Origin of the sequence: Legionella sp. km535 (assembly GCF_003990085.1) — a bacterium.
GTDB classification, from domain to species: domain Bacteria; phylum Pseudomonadota; class Gammaproteobacteria; order Legionellales; family Legionellaceae; genus Legionella; species Legionella moravica.
This window is the reverse complement of sequence record NZ_RZGU01000036.1, coordinates 1-20,361: the sequence shown is the minus strand read 5'-3', so window position 1 is coordinate 20,361 and position 20,361 is coordinate 1. Positions and strand designations below refer to the sequence as shown.

The window sequence follows — 20,361 nt, the reverse complement described above, 5'->3', positions numbered from 1 at the left end:
AAACGAGACTAATTGCATCCAGTTTAAATTCTTTGGGGTATTTCTTTCTTATCGTCATTACTTTCTCCAGTTAAGTGCATTATCTCTTAACTGGGGTGCTCAAATCTATTAAACCACGTCATTTTCATAAAGCTATTTCAAAACAACAAGTAGATTACTACGTGCTTTGAAAATTAAAGTCAACAATTGGAAACAAATTCAAAGAAATTGCGGATAAATATCCTTAATGTACCACATGTTACCTGAGCTTCTGATTTATAGGGAACACCTTGAATAATGAATGTTATAGTAAATGAAGTGTCGTATTTTTGTTTTGAAAAGTGTCGTATTTTTGCTATACTTATGTTGTAAGAAACCATTGAGAATAGAGCTATGCCACGCATGTCACTAAGAATTCGAGTTGAAAAAAAGATTAGTCGATCTAAACGACAGGTTTTTTTACGCTCTGATTTTGAAAAATTAAGTGATTATGATCAAGTTGGACGAGTGTTGAAAGAGTTATCTAGAGAAGGGAAGTTGCTAAAAATAGGTTATGGTTTGTATGCAAAAGCTAGAATAAATAGAATTACTGGCAAACCCATGCTTGCTGCTGATGGTGGTTTTACAGCAATTTCTAAAGAAGCCTTAACAAGACTTGGTATAAAATGGCAATATTCCGATGCAACGAAATCTTATATGACGAATTCCACACAGATACCCGCAAATGCTGAGTTTGTTGTAAAAAGCAGGTTCAACCGTAAAATTGGAACAGATAAATTTACCTTAAAGGTTGTTAGTTTTTGATGGAAGAAATAGACCCTACGATATTTGCGGATGTTGCTGATGCTCTTGGTATAGAAGAACCAATTCTCGTAGAAAAAGACTACTACGCTGTTCAACTACTGAAGTCGCTTCATTCAATCAATGACTCTGGATATTCCATTGTTTTTGCGGGAGGCACTTGCTTATCCAAGGCTCATATCGATACATTTCGTATGTCTGAAGATGTGGATATCAAGTTAATACCATCCTTAGATGTTCAAAACGAAACGAGAGGGCAGCAACGAAAATTACGTGGTCACTATCACCAAAAAATTTATTCATTATTAGACGCACACTCAATATTTGAGTTGAGCGAGAAAAGTAAGCGTGATGAGGGCAAATATTTACAATGCCATATAAAATATCCTCGTTTTCACACCACCATAGATGCTATTCGTCCCGAAATTCTATTGGAAATAACAGAATCATCGCTACTTGACTCAACTATTACAGCGCCAATTTATTCAATGTATTCCAAAGCACTCAAATTACCTCCAGAAATTCCTCAATGCTATTGTGCAACCATTGAAGTTACAGCCAGTGAAAAACTGGTGGCTTTACTCAGAAGAACAGCTGCTTATGAAAGAAATCCTTCAAGTAAGGATGATAAAACCTTAGTCCGACATATTTATGATCTTCATCTAATAAATCAATCTAACGCAGATAAGGACAAAATAAGTAAATTAATCAAAAAAGTCATTGAAATAGATATCAACGAGTTTGGTAACCAGCACCCTCAATTTAGAGATGATCCTTATAAGGAGCTCTTATATGGTTTTGAACAAATTCAAAATCAAGAGAAGTTCAGAGTGAGATACCAAAAGTTCATTGGTCCTTTGGTATACAATAGAAATCCTGCCAGTTGGGAAGAATCTATGGCATCACTCAATGAGATTGTTACTGGTTTGATGAAAGAGTAGATATGCTAGTAAATAATGTTCCACCAGTCCCATCGTAAATTTTAAATGTGGAACGTTGAGCGATTGATAGAATCAGGTTGTCCCCGAAGTTCCACATGTACCACTCAAAATTATGACTTATTTTATTTACCTCCAATAGACATAGATCATTCCAGATCTGATAAGGTACTTAAAGAAGTGAAACAAAGACTCTGGGAGTTCTCTGAAAAATCAAAAAAGTCTTAATCGGTTGGTAATCCCCCCATTTTTGATGTCGGTTAAAAATGGGGGGATTACCATTACTTGACGACTGAAAATTTCAAATCGACTTTAAGCTTTAAATTATCCTAAGTGATTTTCTCATTTTTATTTTTCAATTATCCCGAAGAAAAGAATTTTCTAAGGGCGCAATATACATTGCTTTGCAATGTGAAAATTTGAAACAAAATTTAATTCCTAAAATGGCAATCTCCCTGACGCTAAATAATCAATTATTTAATTGTATTAATTCTAAAGAAACAAAAGGTGATTAACAAACCCATACTTTATTAATCAGTATTGTGCTATATTTTGATTAATAAAATATGAGATTATTAATCATGAAATGGAATTGGCAGCTTGAGAATTGGCCAAATTTTACTTGGGACTCCGATAAATTAGTTGTGTTTGAACAGTCTTTTACTGAGAACGCGGGTATTATTATTGGTTCTTCGCAACATATATCTCAAGAAGGTAAGCAAAATTTATTTATCGATTTAATGTGTACAGATGCTTTGGATAGCTCAGAAATAGAAGGAGAGCATTTAAATAGAGATAGCGTGCAATCGTCTATACAAAAAGAGTTAGGATTGTCTACGGAATCTCCTGGAGCTAGCATAAAAGAGCGTGGGATCGCTAAAATGATGGTTAATATATATCAAACGATTTCTAGCCCGTTAACACATCAGGTTTTATTTGAATGGCATCAATTTTTAATGGGTAGTAGCCATCTTTTAGAACATATTGGTCAATATCGTAAGCATGAAGAAGCAATGCAAATTGTTTCTGGTCCTGATTATGATCGAAAAATCCATTTTGAAGCTCCTCCCTCAACACGCGTTCCGGCCGAAATGGATCAATTTATTGATTGGTTTGAACGAAGTTCTCTCACCGGTTCAGCTCCTATACCTGCATTAACCCGAGCAGGAATAGCCCACTTATGGTTTGAGAGTATCCATCCTTTTGAAGATGGAAATGGAAGAATAGGGCGAGCTATAGCAGAAAAAGCTTTATCCCAAGGATTTTCAAAACCAGTAATGACAGTATTGGCAAAAATATTATTAAAAAAGAGAAAGGAATATTATCAACAGTTAGGTTTAGCAAGCAAAACCTTAGATCTCACCTCTTGGTTGATATGGTTCGCTAACATCGCTCTAGAAGCCCAGAAAAGCACTTATTTATATATTGATTTCATTATTAAGAAATCTGTTATTTTAAAGGAAGCGGAAGGAAAAATTAATCCAAGGCAAGAAAAGGTTTTATTAAGATTATTTCAAGCGGGGCCTGATGGATTTGTAGGTGGTTTGAGTGCTAAAAACTATATGAGTATAACAGGCGCTCCGATCGCTACAACAACCAGAGATTTGAATGACTTGGTTAAAAAAAATATTCTTAAACGAACCGGTGAACTTAAAGCGACTCGTTATTTTTTAAATCTCGATAAATTTTAAATGGGATTTGTGAGATTTGGTCTGCAATTTTTACCCTATTTAAGTGTCTTATAGTGAGTTCCAAAATGGAACTAACTGAAGTGTGTAATTTGGCTGACATAGTGCGCCAAATTGAATATAAGGAATGCACATTTATTTTCTATGTCTAATTTGGATCTCACTGCGATCCAAATTGAAGCGGTTGAATACCAATAATATCAGCAGATTTAATAACGCCCATACACTTTAAGAAATAATCAGTAATCAATTGCATTGGTTTTCTAAGCCGCTCTGCATCAGTTATAATGTAACCAGAGGTCACTATCAACTGTATCCATAATTAAAACCATAAGGCATCCTTTGCTGAGGTTTTCAACTGGATAAAAACTGGTCTCAAGGAATTAGCCAAGTTGAGTGTTGCTCTTCCGCGGTTACGTTATCGTGTTTGTCCTCCTGAGGCTCCAGTACGCGGAATAATTTTGAAAGCATTGAATGCCTCTTGATAAAATGATTATGAAGCCCGATTACTCTGCGTCTTGCCATGATGGAATCATCAAATATAAGTGCCGAAGGAATTTTAGCGAATTGCTGAATTCTCATAATGTCTTCCACTGCAACCTGGTCAAAGCCATTAGATCTTAAATCAATGGATTCGAGATTGTTTGGCATGGAGTTTATTATATGGCTAAGAGCTAACATTGATTTTTTGTAGAACTGGTTTCTGCTCAAATCTAGTGACTGTAACCATTTGGGTAGGACTTTAATCATGGCGATGAGGTTTCGACATGATTTTTGGTATAGGATGTTTCCACTTAAATCAAGAAAATTTAAGCCCTGGGGAAGTTGTTGGAAAATAGCCAGGAGGTTTTCTCCTGATTTTTTGTAGAGTGCATTTCCGCTCAAAGAAAGTGAGCGCAGATCTCTTGGCAGGGCGTTCATGATAATTACAAGATTCTCAACAGAATGATTATAAAACAGGTTGTTATTGCCAAGATTGAGCGTGTGCAGATTTTTGGGCAAGGAATTCATAATGGATACGAATTCCAGTGCTGATTTGAGGTAGAGGCGATTTCCACTTAAATCAAGTGATTTCAGAGCAGCTGGCAAGCCCTTTATGAGGCGATGCAAGACATCATCGGCTTGGGTACCAAGAGCATTTTCGCGTAAATCCAGTGAGTGCAGATGAGCAGGCAGCGCTTGGAAAAGGGCTCTGAGTTCCTCATAGGATTTACTACCTAGATTATTGCCATGCAAATCAAGCGACTGCAGCGTTTTAGGCAGTGCGTTCATAATGGCTGCTAAATTTTGGTCGGATTTCAGGGGAAGTGAATGCCAGCCCAACTTGAGGGATTTTAGGCTGACTGGCAAAGCGCTCATGATTTGTTCAAGGTCTTTGGCAGGTTTGATACAGAGTTTGTTCCAACCCAAATCGAGGGATTCAAGGTTAACAGGTAACGCTCTGATGATGGTTACAAGATCTGAAACGGATTTAAGGTAGAGGCCGTTGGAGCGTAAATTAATTGATTGGGTGTCCCTCGGCAGAGCATTCATGATGGCAACAACATCGGCACAGGAACGGTTGCCAAGATCATTTCTGCTTAAATCTATCTCGGTATTAAGTCGAGGCAGTGCTGCCAGTTCAAGAAGAATTTGAGGTAGTGTTTTTCCATAAAAACAAACTTTCATACGTTATCCTTAAGAATTCAGCTGCTGAGCAGTGAGCGTTTGTGATCTGCAGCTGATGAGCAACAAACATCTTAGCATAATGAATTTCTATTTTCATAGGCTCAGATTCAAACGAGCTCGGAAAGACTTAGGCACAGGCAAGGGCTGGATTTAAAGGGTGACGTTTTGCAGGGAACTCACTAGGACTTGTTATGGATACACATCCGTTTTTAATGGGACGTTGGGTATTAATGAAAATCTATTAGCGAATTGTCTTAAGGGGGCTGTACACATCTTCCCAGCTGAAAAAATAGACGGATTCCAGGTTCCATATCCCCAAAAACTTGAATAAATTCATTAAAAGATTAAAATATGAACACTTAATTCCGTACAGAAGACACAATGCTTAAAAGAAAGCCACAAAAACAGTCCACTCCATTCCATTACTCTCGCACCACGATTGATATTAAACCGGCGCCAGTAGGGGAGCTCGCTAAAACAATTTTGGGATCAGATGTAGAGGTAGGCATAGAACAAATATTTTATTTTTTACCACAAAAAAAACATCCCTTGTTTTTGGAATTATATCAGCAATTTTCACGAGAGAATGCCATTAAATTATTTGCTTATACGCAAATTGCGAAGCGTTTTATGGAAATGCCTTCAATTTTATGGCACGAGCGTTTGAGATGTCTTCTTGCTCGCTGGAATATAATGAATGAATTGCTTTATCTCGAACATCAATTTGATAAACCCAATTCGTTGAGGACAGTAGAAAGTATTACTACCTTTTTGAAAGAGATCGAAAAAGATGAAGATGAAATCTGGAATTTCATCGCCAACTTTGCCTTTAATCCAGAGTCATATCCTGAAGAATTAAGGGAGCGATTGCAATCTGCATTGAGTCAATCCGTGTTCCTTTACGGAATGGTACCGGGGCATTATGCGTTTAAATTAAGTTATTTAACTGGACTTTCAACAGAGGCATCAGAGAAACGCTGGGAAGATTGCCTCTGGACCTACAACAACGCCCTCAGTGCCTATAGGCAATTGCACGAGCTGCTCGCCACTTTATTAGAACAGAGCAGAAATGCGTTGAGCGCGCCTGTATCAAATAAACAATCAACTATGCAACGTAGTCTTACAATTCAAGCCGTTTGTGATGCGCTAAGGTGTACCAAGCAGGAAATTGAACGATTGCATAAAGAATTTATGTTTAAAGCGCTATTGCCAAAAACATCACCATACATCAATTATTTTGTTTATGATCCTCAGTTTGAATCTCAAGAGGATTCTAAAGACAGTGTAATGATTACGAGCATTTTCATGAAACTGGTGATTGCAATACGAAACCAACCACAAATTTTTGCTAACCCGGAATTTCATATCGCAACACGAGTTTGGTTAAGTAAGCCTGAGAGACTTTCTCAATTATCAGAATGTCTTTTGCAAACATTAAATCACGAGTTTGGCGTTCTATCGAACCATACTAAAACGATTACTGATTCGTTGAAGGTTTTAGCCGATTTTCCTATATATAAACCCTTTTTTGAATTTCAAAAAGTACTCGTGTTTTTCTTCAAATTGTTTGAAAACTCAACCACTGTACATGAGATGTCCTTTTGCCATGGAATCGTTTTTGATCTGTGGCAATATCATTTAGCCTGTATGGATCTGATGGATTCGAGGAACTGCTATAGCCTCAATGAGTGCGATAGATCACTATTTCGTTATCTAAGAACTGAATATTTTGCCACTTTTTACGAAATTCATAACCGGCTGATTAATCTGTTGAGCATAACATTAAATAACGAAAGTCAGAATGAGAATAACCTGCAAAAAAGTAAAAATGTCTTCTCAAAATTTGATGAAAACATGTTAAAGACTATGTCGATTCTTCAGAACAGTGTCATTGAGATGACTCTGGAAAATAAAATTAAGAATGCAGAATTACTTCTGGCGAATATAGACGTATTAACGGGCATGATTAATCAACAAAAATTGGAGGGGAACAGCACTTCAACGAGCAAGGATTCGCTGTATAACCTCAACAGTCCTGTTTATTGCATTGCATCGGCAAAAGAAATTCTGGCTGCTCCGCCAACTCCTTGTCTTCAATTGGCAAGAACGCTCCGATTTACTGTGAATACCATAATGAATGTACCGGAGCTTGCCTCCCCAAATAATCTGACCTATAAAATGATGGAAGATATTCTTGATGCTGCCAATGCAGTACTTGGAGACATTATAGGAACGTCATCTCAGGAAAGTTCTCTCTCGGATATTGCAGGCAAAGTAGAAAAAATAGCGCTTAAATTGTCTCATGGTATTTTATCGGGAAATTCGGTACAGCGCCTGGAATTGGCAAAACGTCTTGCCTTAATTCTTGAAGAATGTTTAAAGCGAACAGAGACGCGCCTTTTTGATCAATACATCCTGAAAAACGCTCTGGAAATGCTGCATACTCATATTATTAAGATTAAACATAATACTTATGCAAGGTTAGTACAATTTTTTACTCCAAAAGTTGAGGCATTGATCGCATCATTAGAAGAAGCCTCATCACTGAAATCCAGTTCATGCTCTGATAAGGTAAACCCATTAGAGCTTGAAATGCAGTGCCCGGTATTTCTTGAGCTTTTGGAAAAAGCCCTCCAAAGAAAACATAAATGGAATAACATTAATTATCAGGCAGTAGCTAGACTCTTCGTACAACTTGCGCAGACATCGGGCAGTGAAAATCTTCAGTGTCGATTATTTATATTGTTTATTACTTCATTTTATCAACACAAATCTACTAACAGGGCAGATTTAGATGCACGATATACTGCACTTCACCATCTGTTTCTGGCCATACCCCTGCATGGTGGGTTGATTAAAAATCCTCGATTGAAAAAAACATTTCTTAGTGTTCTTGAAATTTTTTGTAAAGAAGCATTGCACTGGTCTGAAGAAGGTGAATCTCGCCGTGCAGATATCGTTCTTTTTGAGGCAAAAGCATTGCAGGATGCTTTGCGAGCGGTTTTAACTCCAGAAGAAGCATCACATTCGGAACAGTTAATCAATACAATGCTGAAGGCCATTTCCTCTCAAAAACACTATTCCGAACTGCTGACTTTTTTAAAGAATCCTCACCAGCCCCACGCTCTTGAAAATAATTATTGGCCTCTTACTAAAGAAAAAAATGAAAATAACAACTTATTGGAACAATTCCAGTCAGCATGGTACGCACTCTCTTTTAACTCCGGAATGATACAAAGCGAGGGAGATGCACGGGCACTATATCGAGCATGGTTTGCGCAGTTTAAACAATGCCGTATAAAAACGACCAAGGAAATGTTACAGATGCGTTGGACAGAACACTATCAGCGTTTTCTGGGCAATATGCCGCAACATCAGTCATCGGAACTGCCAGCCAAGAGAGCTCCTGTCACCGTAGCGTCTAGGCCTGTTGAATTACCAGAAGGAAAGAAAGTACGTTCTTCTATCTCCTCATCACGATTGAGAGCAATTGAACTATACAATCAAAAAAGCATGGAAAGATCTCTTTCTTCAAAACCATCAAAACCATCAAAACCTCGCAGGGGAGAGGGTAAAAAGGGGCGAAAACCAAGGTTTGTGGAAAGCGCCTCTGCTGTTGCGATAGAATCCCCGGTCGTTACAACAGCTATTCCAGCGCAAGATGTAATGAGAACGCCTGCATTAGTCCATGATTCAATACAAAGCAATATGCCTCTCGCATCCAGTTCAGTTGATTCCTCGCTGTGCCAGCACGAACTGTCCGAAAAAAGTAGTCTTAAACTGCCAGAAGGCTATCAGAATCCGGCTTTTGTCCAGAAAATTCTTGAGATCATCGAAGGTGCTGGTTACCAGGCCTACATCATAGGTGGTTTTGTCAGGGATACGTTACTGGGCTTAAATCCCAATGATGTGGATTTAATAACCAATTGCCCAGTAAGCATTCTGCCGACTTTGTTTTCTGACATCAGTAAAAGTAAAACATTTGATGATGTGTTTCACATAACCAATCCTGACGATCAAAATCAGGTTGTAGATATTACCTGCCGCATTGGGGATACCCTGAAAAAATTATTGTCCCAGGGCGACTTTACCGTTAATTGTTTGGGTGTAAACTCTAAATCCACTCTTCTCATACCTTATCATCGGAGTATTACTGATTTTAATCAACGTAAATTACGAACACTCATTTCTTTCAAAAAATCCATTGAGATTGATCCTGTACGTCTCATGCGTTTAATCCGCCTGTCCAACCAACTGGGCTGGGAGCTGGATCTTGCAACAGTCAACGCGATACCTGACGTGGCAAGTCATCTGGCATCTATTCCGTTATTAATATTGGTCAAGCATATCCGTAAATGTTTTCCACACAATATAAATGTTGCTATGGCTAATCTGGACTCCTTTCTGCAATATAAATTATTTCCTGCAATTTTTGGCGTACAAATGGCTGCAGAGCCATTGCCTGTTGACTTGTCTGATTTTATCAAAAGGGCATTCCTGGTTATTCTTACGGGTAAGGAATACGAGTATCTTGAAGACATCCTGGCAGTTTCCTCTCTGACACTTGTGGATTCTTCTACAAAGATAACCCAGACAGTTAAAGCCTGGCTTGCGCGTGTGGTTCCCCAAGAAGATAGAGGTAAAGCAAGGATTTTAATGGATTGGTTACCAAAAAAAATTGCTCATTATCACGCACAGTCTCCACTCAATCTATTCAATCCATGTGCGGATACTTTTGATCCAGTTGAAGCGCTTAAGCAAAAAATGTCGTTAGTTGAGCAACAATCGCAAACCTACAATGGATATTCGTTTTTTGAATCGCGCACAACATGTGTTGCCTCATCATCGTCATCATCATGTGAGACAAATGATTCGGGCGCCCAATTTTATCCCCGCTAATTATGAGCCTGCTTCTTGCCTCTTGTGGGTCTGAGAGCAGAAACATCACTTGATATCGGATTCACTATATTGTGTAGTTATTATTAATCAATCAATTAGACCACATCATGTAATTATTTGGGGGGTTAAATCTATCAAGGAGTTTTTTTTAAAAGTTGACAATATTTTTATCATCAAATAACATGCCCAAAATTTTTTCATTAGTAAAAATTTTAGACCATTGAAAAATCCATTTAATTACTTCTCTAAGGAAACGAAGTATGCAAAATAAAAATGATACTACTATATGTAGTCAGAATGATCTGGCATCTCTTATAAAAGACTCAAGGATGCAAAAAAGACAAAGAAGCATTTTACTTCTCGCTATCAAGGCATGGGATTTGAAGAGAGGACTTTATGACAGGTTGTTTTGGATAGGCACAAATTACGATAAAGAAAGCGCTGATAACCTGCAAAGAAGACTTACCTCTGATTTTAAGCACGCTCCTATAGAAATACTGCAACAAAATCTGATAGATAATCGATCTACCAGCACTTATTCTCTGAACCGCCACTTATTAAGAAAAATACATAAAGATAAGAAATTATTTTCTATTAGTTATGATTTTACAATTTTGTCTTCACCTGATTTTTACTCAAAATTACATCAACTAATTGTTGATTTGGATGTCAATGGCCCAGAATATATAGCTGCAGTCGCTGAATACTTTGAATTTTACAGATTACCGCAAGCTTATACACTATATACACGAGCCGCTGAATTAGGAGGTAAGGAAGCAAAATCTAAATTAATCTCTTACTTGATTAAGTTAGGAGATGATTATTTGGTGGGGGCAAATGGAAAATCTCAAGATTATACACAGGCAAAATTATGCTATGAAAATGCAATCCAATTAGGAAGTCAGCACGCTAAAAAATTACTGATAATACACTTGACTAAGCTGGCTGAAGATTATTTTTGGGGGGCAAATGGAAAATCACAAGATTATGAACAGGCAAAATTTTGGTATGAAGAGGTTATGAGTATAAGTCCTGATGATCTACACGCTGTCGAAGATTTTAAATTGTTTTTAGAGCACAGACAAGTTCCATTTGTTATAAGATCTCCGGAATATTATGAAAAAATAATGAGGTCTTTAGATGATAAATTACAACAGTTAATATTAGATGAAATTGCTTCTTCTGATGATTTAGCTCGGTTGGAATTCCCAGGATCACGTTCTTGGTTGCATGTTTTAAGTGAGTTAACTTACTCTCCCAGGTTAAGAATTCAATCACTTCAAAATGCAATAGAAAAAATAATATCGCTGGATAATGACCCATATACTCGTAGCAGCTGCGGAATAACACCATTTTTTAAACTCGCACATAAAGATCCTTATAACATATTAAGAAATTTGAAACCGAGTGAATTTATAGGAATAGAAGAAAAAGAAGCAGAAATACACCTCTTTTTAGAAGGTATTAAGGCGAACCCTCATTCAGAACAACATCTTTTATTAATTTCAGGGCCGCCTGGTGTTGGTAAAACAGAAGTTACTAAAGCTGTTCTAAAAAAACAAGGTTTCAAAATCTTGGAGTATGTTGTTGGAACTGCAGAAGATGCTTATATTGGTCAAAAAGAAAAAAGAATCAAGGAATATTTTGATCAGGTGATTGAATTAAATGAGCCTGTTTGTCTTTTTATAGATGAAATCGACACCATTTTGCCTGATACTGAGGGCGCTGAAAAAAGTTTTATGCTTAGAAATGATGGATGTGTCAATATATTTCAAACAGGAATTGATAGCCTAAAGGGGCGCCAAGTTGTTTTAATCGGCACAACTAATTATTTAGAACGAATTAAACCTGCTATAAAAAGTAGGGCAGGGACTGCTGTGATTTTTGATTTGCCAGATAGAGCAAATCGAGAGTTAATAATCAAACATTTGCTTTCTTCAATGATTCTTGAACCCAATTCTACTATTATCGAAAAAATTGCGGATGCAACAACAGGTTGGTCTCCAAGACAATTAAAAAACTATATAGATAAAGTTGCAAACACACAGCATTTAAAATTAACAGATGTTTTTACGGATAAAATTTTTGAAACGTGTTTTGAAGCGGTTCGTAAAGAATTAGAACGGCCTAAAAAGGGTCAGGCTAAAATAATTGCTCCAAGATTAAACAAATTAGAAGAAATCCAAAGGGCTATGCCTCTAAGTGCCGAGCTTATAGAAGCTACCGAACACATCTGTTCTTATATAGCTCAATCAGATATTTATTTGAAAATTAATCCAGGTTATAAAGTTCACACTTTACTTTTTGGTCCTCCTGGTGGAGGAAAAACAGAATTTGCTAGATTAATTGTTGAAAAAATTAATTGTCCATGTTTTGTTGTTAATCCTGGGAATACTGTGGATGAGCTTGCTGACGTTTTGTCGTTAGCTAAATCATCAGAGAAATCAATCATTTTCATTGATGAATTTGATCGTTTTGCTTCATCTTCTGGTGCTGCACTATTGTTACAAACTGAAATGGATGGTTTTGATAAAAGTAAAAACCCATTTGTTATTATTGCCGCAACTAATCATCTAGAGAGGATAGCTCTTCCTGTACTCTCACGATTTGGTAATAAATTGGAAGTTTCATTACCAACAGAGAAACAACGCTCGGAATTTTTTAAATCCGTGTTGACTGACATAATGATAAAAACTCCAGATGCATTAGATAATAGCCTTAAAGATGAAATCGATATTGGGTGCGTTAATTTAGGCGAACAAACAGAGCATTTTTCTATTAGAGATATGTATTCGGTATTAAACCTGCTTACTCCTGTCTTGGTAAAGCGATTAAATGCTGCCCAGCAAGGAGAAAATCCTCTTATTATGATCTTATCTAATATAATTCAAAAAGTTAAAGCTTCTGTTGAAATTGAACATAATATTGCTTCGGCATCTCATGCACCAAGATTTTTTTCCCATCCTCTAAAACATAAAAATCCGGATGTGCCAAATTTATCTACTGTTTTTAATAGAGGTTAATAGTATGTATAAATCAGAAAATTTTGCACAAGTAATTGATACTCAACATGTTGAAAATCCTGAGGCTTTAAAGAAAAGAAAGGCTTATGTTGAATATCAAATGAGAGACGGATTTTATAACGACCTCATCAGTTATCAACAGGAGAATCCATTCAATAATTGGAGCGATTTAATTGTTCAATGCCATAAAGTTATCTGGTTAACTCAAGAGATATATAAGAAAAAACCAAATAATGGCCAAGTGATTTTCCATTTAGAACAAGTACTTGGTCGCGTAGAATTTATTTTTGATGAGCGAGAAAATATAAGTCAGAAGCTGAATTCCGAATATTATCTTGATTATAAAGATAATCTCCTTCAATTAGAGTTACTTGGTAAGCAATTGATTGGACATCAATCTATTTTAATGAAAAATCTCGGTATTTCATTAATAGTTATAGGGGTTATTCTGGTCTCGGCAGCTTTTTTAACTTCTGTTTTTATGATTGGTGGAGTCATTGCTGGGACTGCGATAGCTGTGACTGGCTTAATTTGCAGGGCAGAAAAATTGTTCTCATCAAATGGTCAGCAACAAAACGAATTGTCTCTTGCTGTTTCTACTTTGGCGAATACAGCAAAAAATACACAAGTTAATGATATAGAATCTCCTTTAGATTATTTTGATAATTTTATTTCTCCAAAGATTTATATAGAGGATGCTGAAGAACTGAGGAAGAGTCTTGTGTTGCAAATAAATAAAGGCTTCGATCCAATTATTCTTAAAAATGCGCTAAGGTGGGCTAATCGTGCTGATTATATCTCTATAAGTCAATATGAAGATTTTTTTGAGTGCATAGCAGATATTTGTTGCATATCGCCAAACTATTGGATTGATAACGAAAGAATAAGGAATCAAAATTGGCCTGGTTGTTCAGGACAAAATTCTAATCAATCATGGATGCCCATTAACACGAAAATTAATTTTTTTTCTAAAACAACTTGCTCGGCAATATCTTCATTCAAGCTGTTTTACGAGATCACTTCAGGAAAAATAAATTCTGAAGATCAAATGATCATGAGAGACGGTCTTCAACGCCTTATCAATAATAATATCCCTCCATTTTTGATAAAGCACGCATTTATTTGGGCAAAAACCCGTTATGATGAAGAGCAATCATCATTATCTTCTGCTTCTTTTGCAACGAAGAGGACTTTTTTTGAACGCATTGCTATTATTTGTGGTGTTGTGTTGGCTCCCAAGGTTTTAGCGGCTCCATTGTTTAATTCGGAGAAACCACCGCGTTTAGAATCTCTACCTATTAGAGAGTTACCCGTCATGGGATTTTGACTGTAACAGCCTTACCTAAAGTTAATAACAGACTGTAGATAAGGGAGCAGAGGATCGCCTAAATGTCAGAAAATACAGACCTTTAGAATATAAATGTGGGTGAGTTGGGGGAATTCCCCTCTGCTGCTAAATGAACCAGGCCCCAAAAAGCAGCATGGTATTTTTTTATTAAGCTACCATGCTGTTGCACTATTAATTAATTCATCTGTATTATAGTCTTGATGCTCTTTGAAGCATTAACATTTAAGCAAGCATTCATTAACTATATGATTTTATTTTTATATTACTAAAAAGGATTTTAATTGGATAATAAGCCGCAAACAGGATTGATCAGAGCACTGGGTTTGGGTGCTTTAATTATATATGGTGTAGGGGATATACTTGGTGCTGGTATTTACGCGGTCATAGGTAAGATTGCGGGGCATGCAGGTTCTTTGACCTGGCTTTCTTTTGCAATTGCAATGGGAATTGTTTTTCTGACGGCCCTGACCTATAGCGAACTCGGGAGTCGACTTCCTAAAAGTGGAGGTGTCTCCATTTATGTACAAGAAGCATTCGGCTTACAGTGGCTATCTATATTTGCAGGGTTATTGCTTTTTAGTGCCACGATTCTTTCTATGTCAACTTTGTCGCAGGCCTTTGTGGGCTATTTGAAATCTTTAGGCTTCAATCTTCCTGATTGGGTCGGTGTTTCCGTCTTTATGTGTCTATTGCTTGTAATTAATCTTCGCGGAATTAAACAATCATCCATAGCTAATATAATAAGCACCTTGGTAGAGGTGAGTGGCCTGTTAATAGTCCTGGCTTGTGGTTTTTTTTATCTCAGCACGTCGCCTCATGAGACTTCCGTTGCTCCACCAGAGCAAATGCCAGGATTGAGCGATATCTTACAAGGTGCGGCTTTAGCTTTTTTTGCATTCACTGGTTTTGAAGATTTGGCCAATATTGCCGAAGAAATTAAAAATCCGGAAAAAAACATACCTCGCGCAATACTCGGTGCTCTCAGTACTGCCGGACTTTTGTATTTGGGGGTTAGTTGGGTGGCCACTGCAATTGTTCCAGGGGAAGTACTAAGTCAATCGAATTCACCTCTTTTAGAGGTTGTAAGTAAATCGTATCCAGCTATGCCTCAATCTCTGTTTACTATTATTGCCATTTTTGCAATTTCCAACACCACTTTATTGAATTATATTACAGCATCCCGCTTGCTTTACGGTATGTCCCGATCTGATCTTTTGCCGGGTTTTTTGCAGCGAGTGCATAAAACATTTCATACACCTTACATTGCCATTTTATTAATATTTCCATTAGTACTTGGATTGGCATTGACGGGTACTTTAAAAGATCTGGCCAGTTCTACCAGTGCTGTAGTTTTGCTGGTGTTTTCACTGAGTAGTGTGGCATTAATCAAAATCAAACTGAGCGAGAGAAAAAAGGGGATGAAAGAGAATGTATTTCATATTCCTTTATTTGTACCTTGCTTGGCAGTTATTTTAAATCTCGCTGCCATTTCATTCTTACCTCCCAGAAATATCATTCCAGCGATGGTGTTTATTGGGTTAGGGATTATCATTACCTGGACCGTAACCAAAAGTCTTTCTTCTATACTGAAATGACTCTGTTCATGGCAAAAAAAACGGTCATGCCCGTACAGGCGGGCAATACCGTTTTTTTTTGTACAAGGCTGAAATGAATTCCAGGATTGATTGAATAGATTGCACGGCTGTCACATATTTAATGGGACACCCGTGGAATAGCTTGAGAATGGAATTGATTTTAATTTCAATACTATGATAATGAATCAACCCAAAGTTTATTAACGAAGAAGAACGTATTGAATACTAAGCAGCAGGATATTCGTCTACTCCACGCAATAGAATACCAGGCATCATTATCAAACAATCGCATATCAAGCTTCGTGTTTGAAGGTAAAACGTACATTATTAAAAAACAAAGAGAAAGTCGCAGCAAAATTGGATATGTTATTTTAACATCAATTAGCAAATTGCTTCGTATGCCCGCCCTGCAAGGTATTCATGTTAGTGGTGGAAAAAAAACTCAAGATACAGAAGTGCGTCGTCTCAAAGCGCTTTTTATGGCAGATATTTTGGTACCTCAAATCATTTATGAAAATGAACTGTATTTTGTCATGTCATGCATGGGGGATAAAAGCTTTGATTTCATCTTGAAAAGTACTCAAAATCCTTCTTCAATTATTCATTGGGAGCAAATATTAAAAGCCATAGTCAGTGTTCATGATAAAGGAGCTTATCTAAGCCAGGCTTTCTCACGTAATATGATTTTGCATGAAAGTCATGAGGTGGCTTTTATTGATTTTGAAGATGATCCTGGCATGATAATGTCCTTGCATTTGGCACAGGCACGCGATTGGTTACTTTGCATCCTCTCCACTTGTTGGAGACTTGATGTTGATTTCAAAACTCAGGCACAAATTATTTCAAATCATTTAAGTCAGGAACGAAAGGAGGTGCAAGAGGAAGTATTGTCCTGTGCTTCTAAAATTGCATCCTTACGATTTCTATTTCGTGGAAAGAAACGCTATAAAAAAAGAGATCTGCAATCGTGCAAAGTTCTTATCGATGTAATGAATGAACTGAAACAACTGAGCCAAAGATGATCCATATAATTTAACTTGGACTGTTCCTGATTTCATTATTAAGAAATACTCCGAGCTTCAATAATGTGGCCTGCATTAACAACAAGCGTAGGGTGGATTCATGGTCGGACAATCTATTTTTTTATTAATAAGGGAAATTTGGGGCGATGCGCCCAACCTTGTTTCTTGAATTTTATCGGATGTACAGGTAATACCAGAAGTTATAGGACTAAAATTTTTAACTCAATGTTGACTTGGTTTGTTGGAGGTTGGCCTAGGCTTAAAAAAATGGCCGGGTACTATCAAAGCCGAAACGTATCTGTGAATTAAAAATTATCTTTTTTCCGGTGGTCGCTGGTCTAAAAATGAATGGTATGTTATAATTTTAATCCAGAACGAATGGAGAATGGCTCTCTCTGCCTACATAGGTGTTTTAATTTTGTGAGAAGCTTTCGGGCATAAAGCTGAGATGTCTGAGAAAAAGGTCAGCAGTAACAGAACGTTATCAAGTGCGAGTTTTTTATGAAATTATTTATTCCTTCCTTGTCCAATATTATCGAATACGTTAATTATCATTATTATTCAAAACCCATGACCGTTATCAATTTTGAAAAGTTGTCATTACCTATCCCAACTTCATTAACGCGACTTAAATCCAATCATGGCCATGAGTTTTTGATGCGCAAATCCCATGGGATTCTACATACTCTGTCTGCAATGGAGTTAATTGATAAAATCGATCATGCTTATACACAGCATGTAGTAGGGTATTCTGGCGCAATCCAGGAAATCGCTAACTGTTTTGACATAGAATCAGATGATTTGCTTATGTTAATTCGAATTGCGGTCTTATTTCACGATTCTGCTCGTGAAGGTGATGGCATGGATTTATGGGATCCTCAAAGTGCAGAAGCGTGTAAAAAATACTTATTAAGTATATGCAAGCTTGAAGCTAGTTTAGCGGAACTAATAGCAGATCTTGTTCAATATAAAGATGAACAAGATGTATTTATTACAAAACATCAGGCAATTCATAGGGATATAGACTATTTACGACAGTTGGTCAATATGGCTGATACACTTGAGGTTCTTCGTTGTCGGGATGTATTTAAACCTCAATATATGCCCATTGCAAATCATGTTAAACCTGAAATAATGTTAAACACGATTATTCCTGAATTGGTAGTTCCCCATAGAATGCTCATTATTGAACAAGGCCGATTAACTCGAAAGGCTCGAATTCAATATCAAAATGATGCTCATAAGTTCGACGATACCAAGTACACGATTGATTCCAAAACGAATGAACTATCAATAGTAGAAGCTTATGTTGAAAAAGCAAGGAAATTTGAGTTTTCAATTTTCGAAATAACAGAGGATAATTTGGATGACGTTATAGATAAAGTATTAAGAGGTATTAATACATATAAAGACAATTACAAATCCTCTGGTATACAATTTTTTCATAATGGATTTTTTAGTCCACGTTATCATGGCTCTTTAGGACGCAACAGAGCGAACGTCTTTGAAGCGAAACTAAAACATCCTGGGCTTACATCTCATGAAAAATTAGAAGTTCTGTATGCACTATTTACTAACAATGATGGATTTACCCTGCGTGATGAAGTGTTACGCAGTATGAATCAGGTGAACGTAAACGTGTTTGTGGAACAACTCAAAGATTTGATCGGAGATATGAATAATGCTCAAGAAAAAATCAGTACTCATATTCAAGATGCCAATTGTGGTTATAAAACTTAATAATAAAACTTAAACTCAGTATACTATTTCAACAAATGCTTTCATAAAGGTTGTTATGGCGTATTGTACCGCAACCAATGCCATCTATGCATCTTTAATTAAGATTGGTTATCAGAATTAGGTTCTCTAAAAGAGACAAAAGTACTGGATACAAAGATTGAATCAGGATCAACTTTAATGTACTGGGTTCTGTGAACATAATCGATTTATTGCATTAAAATACGTCATTGCGAGTGTTAGCGAAGAAATTCAGATCGAATTTTCGCTAACATTTCAGTTCGTTCGCAACGACGACTTATTTCAACGAATTAAAAATTCGTCCACAGAACCTGGATAGAGAGTATTTTTTTTGAGGAAATTATGAATCAACATTACTTGCTAACTGGGCCGCCAGGCAGCGGTAAAACATCAATATTATTCGAATTATCAAAACGCGGTTTTCCCATTGTTGAGGAACCTGCCAGGCGGATTTTAGTCCAGCAACGGCATATTGATGGTGAGGCTGTGTACGATAGGAACCCTTTTATTTTTATTAGTTCAGATAGCTTGATAGATTGTATGTGTCTAGTCTCCCGCTACCGATTTGCTACCCAATCCTCAAAGGTGAGTGCAAAACGAAAGTGATCTTGCCAGGTACCGTTGATTTTCAAATAACGCGGTGAAAAGCCTTCTTTAATAAATCCGCATTTCGTTGCTAATTGTATGGATGCTGTATTGGTAGGCTGGATATTGGCCTCAATTCGATGCAGGTCCAGGGTTGTAAATACTTCATTAAGAACATGCTTTAGTGCCTGGCTCATTAATCCTTTTCCAGCGCACTCTACAGAGGCGTAATAACCTAAATAAGCACTTTTAAATACACCGCGCATAATACCGCTAATGTTAAAAACACCGATAATTTCTTGGTTATCATTCCAGGCAATATAGTATTGTTCACCTATTTCCTTGCTCTTATTCAAATAAGTCTGAAACTCTTCGGAAGTCGACGGAGCGCTTATAAAAGGAAAATGAAATTCACGACTGTTTTTCATTGTAGAGATAAAGACAGTTTCATCTTGGGCAGAGGGTTCGCGAAGTAGAATCATGTTTCACTCAGTAGGTATTTTGTGAACTCGAGCATTATATCATTCGAACCGTGTTATTAATAATCTAAAGTAACCTGAAATTTTTATCAGCGCCTCATTTTAGCAAGGCCAATCGATACCTTCCTATTTAATGAAAACCAAGAGATTGATAAGCGCCAATAGCAGGTGGTTCATAAGTGAACAAAACTGCCTTTTTAACTTCTCGGTCGGCAGCTTGTTTTAGGCAAAGATATACAGCAATTTTGGTAAAACATAGTCGTTTCTTGGTAATGATCGAGATAGGAGGACAATTCCTTTATATGCGATTCGTTGAGCCTTTTTATCACAATCATGGTTACCTCAGTATGAACAGAACGTTTAATCCATTTTTAGGCAGATGTTAAGATAGCCTAATAAAAACATATTATAAAGAGACTTTAGGGGAAAACGCACGTCTGTCCCATTAAAAATATGACGTCTTTCCGAGCGTAGCGAGGAATCTCCTGCAAGGTTGCACGATCCCATTAAAATGGGGCCATTAAAATCATATCAAGAGTTGAGTCTCCCCAGCCAGCCTTTTTCTGCAGGCGCCTAAT

12 protein-coding genes and 1 pseudogene are annotated in these 20,361 nt (G+C 37.0%); 10 read left to right on the top strand and 3 right to left on the bottom strand.

Translation table 11 applies throughout. The features are described from left to right. The first annotated feature begins 381 nt into the window (after nt 1-381). From ELY21_RS14945 to ELY21_RS14935, 3 genes are all read left to right on the top strand, one after another. Nucleotides 382-783 carry a conjugal transfer protein gene (locus ELY21_RS14945; protein WP_127110806.1) on the top strand — a complete coding sequence of 134 codons (402 nt, stop codon included), beginning with the start codon at nt 382-384 and terminating at the stop codon, nt 781-783. Continuing rightward, entirely contained in the window at nt 783-1,721 is a 939-nt protein-coding gene (locus ELY21_RS14940; protein ID WP_233588736.1) for a nucleotidyl transferase AbiEii/AbiGii toxin family protein, read from the top strand. The genes ELY21_RS14945 and ELY21_RS14940 overlap by 1 nt, the downstream gene beginning before the upstream one ends. A 578-nt stretch (nt 1,722-2,299) precedes the next feature. Further along, the gene (locus ELY21_RS14935; protein WP_127110802.1) at nt 2,300-3,409 is read left to right on the top strand and encodes a Fic family protein; all 1,110 of its coding nucleotides are present in this window, start codon (nt 2,300-2,302) and stop codon (nt 3,407-3,409) included. Nucleotides 3,410-3,566: 157 nt separating this feature from the next. Here ELY21_RS14935 and ELY21_RS15895 read toward each other — a convergent pair. Continuing rightward, nucleotides 3,567-3,710, bottom strand: a pseudogene (locus ELY21_RS15895) (integrase); the annotation flags it as partial. A 71-nt stretch (nt 3,711-3,781) separates the two neighbouring features. Then, entirely contained in the window at nt 3,782-5,074 is a 1,293-nt protein-coding gene (locus ELY21_RS14925; RefSeq protein WP_127110800.1) for a hypothetical protein, read from the bottom strand. 381 nt (nt 5,075-5,455) lie between these two features. Between ELY21_RS14925 and ELY21_RS14920 the strand changes: the two genes are divergently transcribed. The 7 genes from ELY21_RS14920 (at nt 5,456) to ELY21_RS16075 (ending at nt 19,325) form a co-directional block, all read left to right on the top strand. Continuing rightward, nucleotides 5,456-9,973, top strand: a complete 4,518-nt coding sequence (locus tag ELY21_RS14920; RefSeq protein ID WP_127110798.1) for a CCA tRNA nucleotidyltransferase — start codon at nt 5,456-5,458, stop codon at nt 9,971-9,973. 260 nt (nt 9,974-10,233) lie between these two features. Next, the gene (locus tag ELY21_RS14915; protein WP_127110796.1) at nt 10,234-12,996 is read left to right on the top strand and encodes an AAA family ATPase; all 2,763 of its coding nucleotides are present in this window, start codon (nt 10,234-10,236) and stop codon (nt 12,994-12,996) included. A gap of 4 nt (nt 12,997-13,000) precedes the next feature. Continuing rightward, nucleotides 13,001-14,323 carry a hypothetical protein gene (locus ELY21_RS14910; protein WP_127110789.1) on the top strand — a complete coding sequence of 441 codons (1,323 nt, stop codon included), beginning with the start codon at nt 13,001-13,003 and terminating at the stop codon, nt 14,321-14,323. Between the two features lie 302 nt (nt 14,324-14,625). Further along, nucleotides 14,626-15,939, top strand: coding sequence for an APC family permease (locus ELY21_RS14905; protein WP_127110787.1), 1,314 nt, complete (start codon nt 14,626-14,628; stop codon nt 15,937-15,939). Nucleotides 15,940-16,157: 218 nt separating this feature from the next. Next, complete coding sequence (locus ELY21_RS14900) at nt 16,158-16,961, top strand: hypothetical protein (protein WP_127110785.1); 804 nt, start codon at nt 16,158-16,160, stop codon at nt 16,959-16,961. Between the two features lie 501 nt (nt 16,962-17,462). Then, nucleotides 17,463-18,701, top strand: coding sequence for a hypothetical protein (locus ELY21_RS14895; RefSeq protein ID WP_127110783.1), 1,239 nt, complete (start codon nt 17,463-17,465; stop codon nt 18,699-18,701). Nucleotides 18,702-19,061: 360 nt separating this feature from the next. Next, nucleotides 19,062-19,325 carry an AAA family ATPase gene (locus ELY21_RS16075; protein ID WP_127110781.1) on the top strand — a complete coding sequence of 88 codons (264 nt, stop codon included), beginning with the start codon at nt 19,062-19,064 and terminating at the stop codon, nt 19,323-19,325. On the opposite strand, the gene ELY21_RS14885 is transcribed toward ELY21_RS16075, so the two are convergent. Continuing rightward, nucleotides 19,277-19,786: a GNAT family N-acetyltransferase gene (locus ELY21_RS14885; RefSeq protein WP_127110779.1), complete on the bottom strand. Its 510-nt coding sequence runs from the start codon at nt 19,784-19,786 to the stop codon at nt 19,277-19,279. The two genes, ELY21_RS16075 and ELY21_RS14885, sit on opposite strands and share 49 nt — an antisense overlap. Between the last annotated feature and the right edge of the window lie 575 nt (nt 19,787-20,361).

Coding starts and splice junctions, on each gene's coding strand:
- ELY21_RS14945 (WP_127110806.1), top strand. CDS start 382: ATGTCACTAAGAATTCGAGTTGAAAAAAAGATTAGTCGATCTAAACGA.
- ELY21_RS14940 (WP_233588736.1), top strand. CDS start 783: ATGGAAGAAATAGACCCTACGATATTTGCGGATGTTGCTGATGCTCTT.
- ELY21_RS14935 (WP_127110802.1), top strand. CDS start 2,300: ATGAAATGGAATTGGCAGCTTGAGAATTGGCCAAATTTTACTTGGGAC.
- ELY21_RS14925 (WP_127110800.1), bottom strand. CDS start 5,074: ATGAAAGTTTGTTTTTATGGAAAAACACTACCTCAAATTCTTCTTGAA.
- ELY21_RS14920 (WP_127110798.1), top strand. CDS start 5,456: ATGCTTAAAAGAAAGCCACAAAAACAGTCCACTCCATTCCATTACTCT.
- ELY21_RS14915 (WP_127110796.1), top strand. CDS start 10,234: ATGCAAAATAAAAATGATACTACTATATGTAGTCAGAATGATCTGGCA.
- ELY21_RS14910 (WP_127110789.1), top strand. CDS start 13,001: ATGTATAAATCAGAAAATTTTGCACAAGTAATTGATACTCAACATGTT.
- ELY21_RS14895 (WP_127110783.1), top strand. CDS start 17,463: ATGAAATTATTTATTCCTTCCTTGTCCAATATTATCGAATACGTTAAT.
- ELY21_RS16075 (WP_127110781.1), top strand. CDS start 19,062: ATGAATCAACATTACTTGCTAACTGGGCCGCCAGGCAGCGGTAAAACA.
- ELY21_RS14885 (WP_127110779.1), bottom strand. CDS start 19,786: ATGATTCTACTTCGCGAACCCTCTGCCCAAGATGAAACTGTCTTTATC.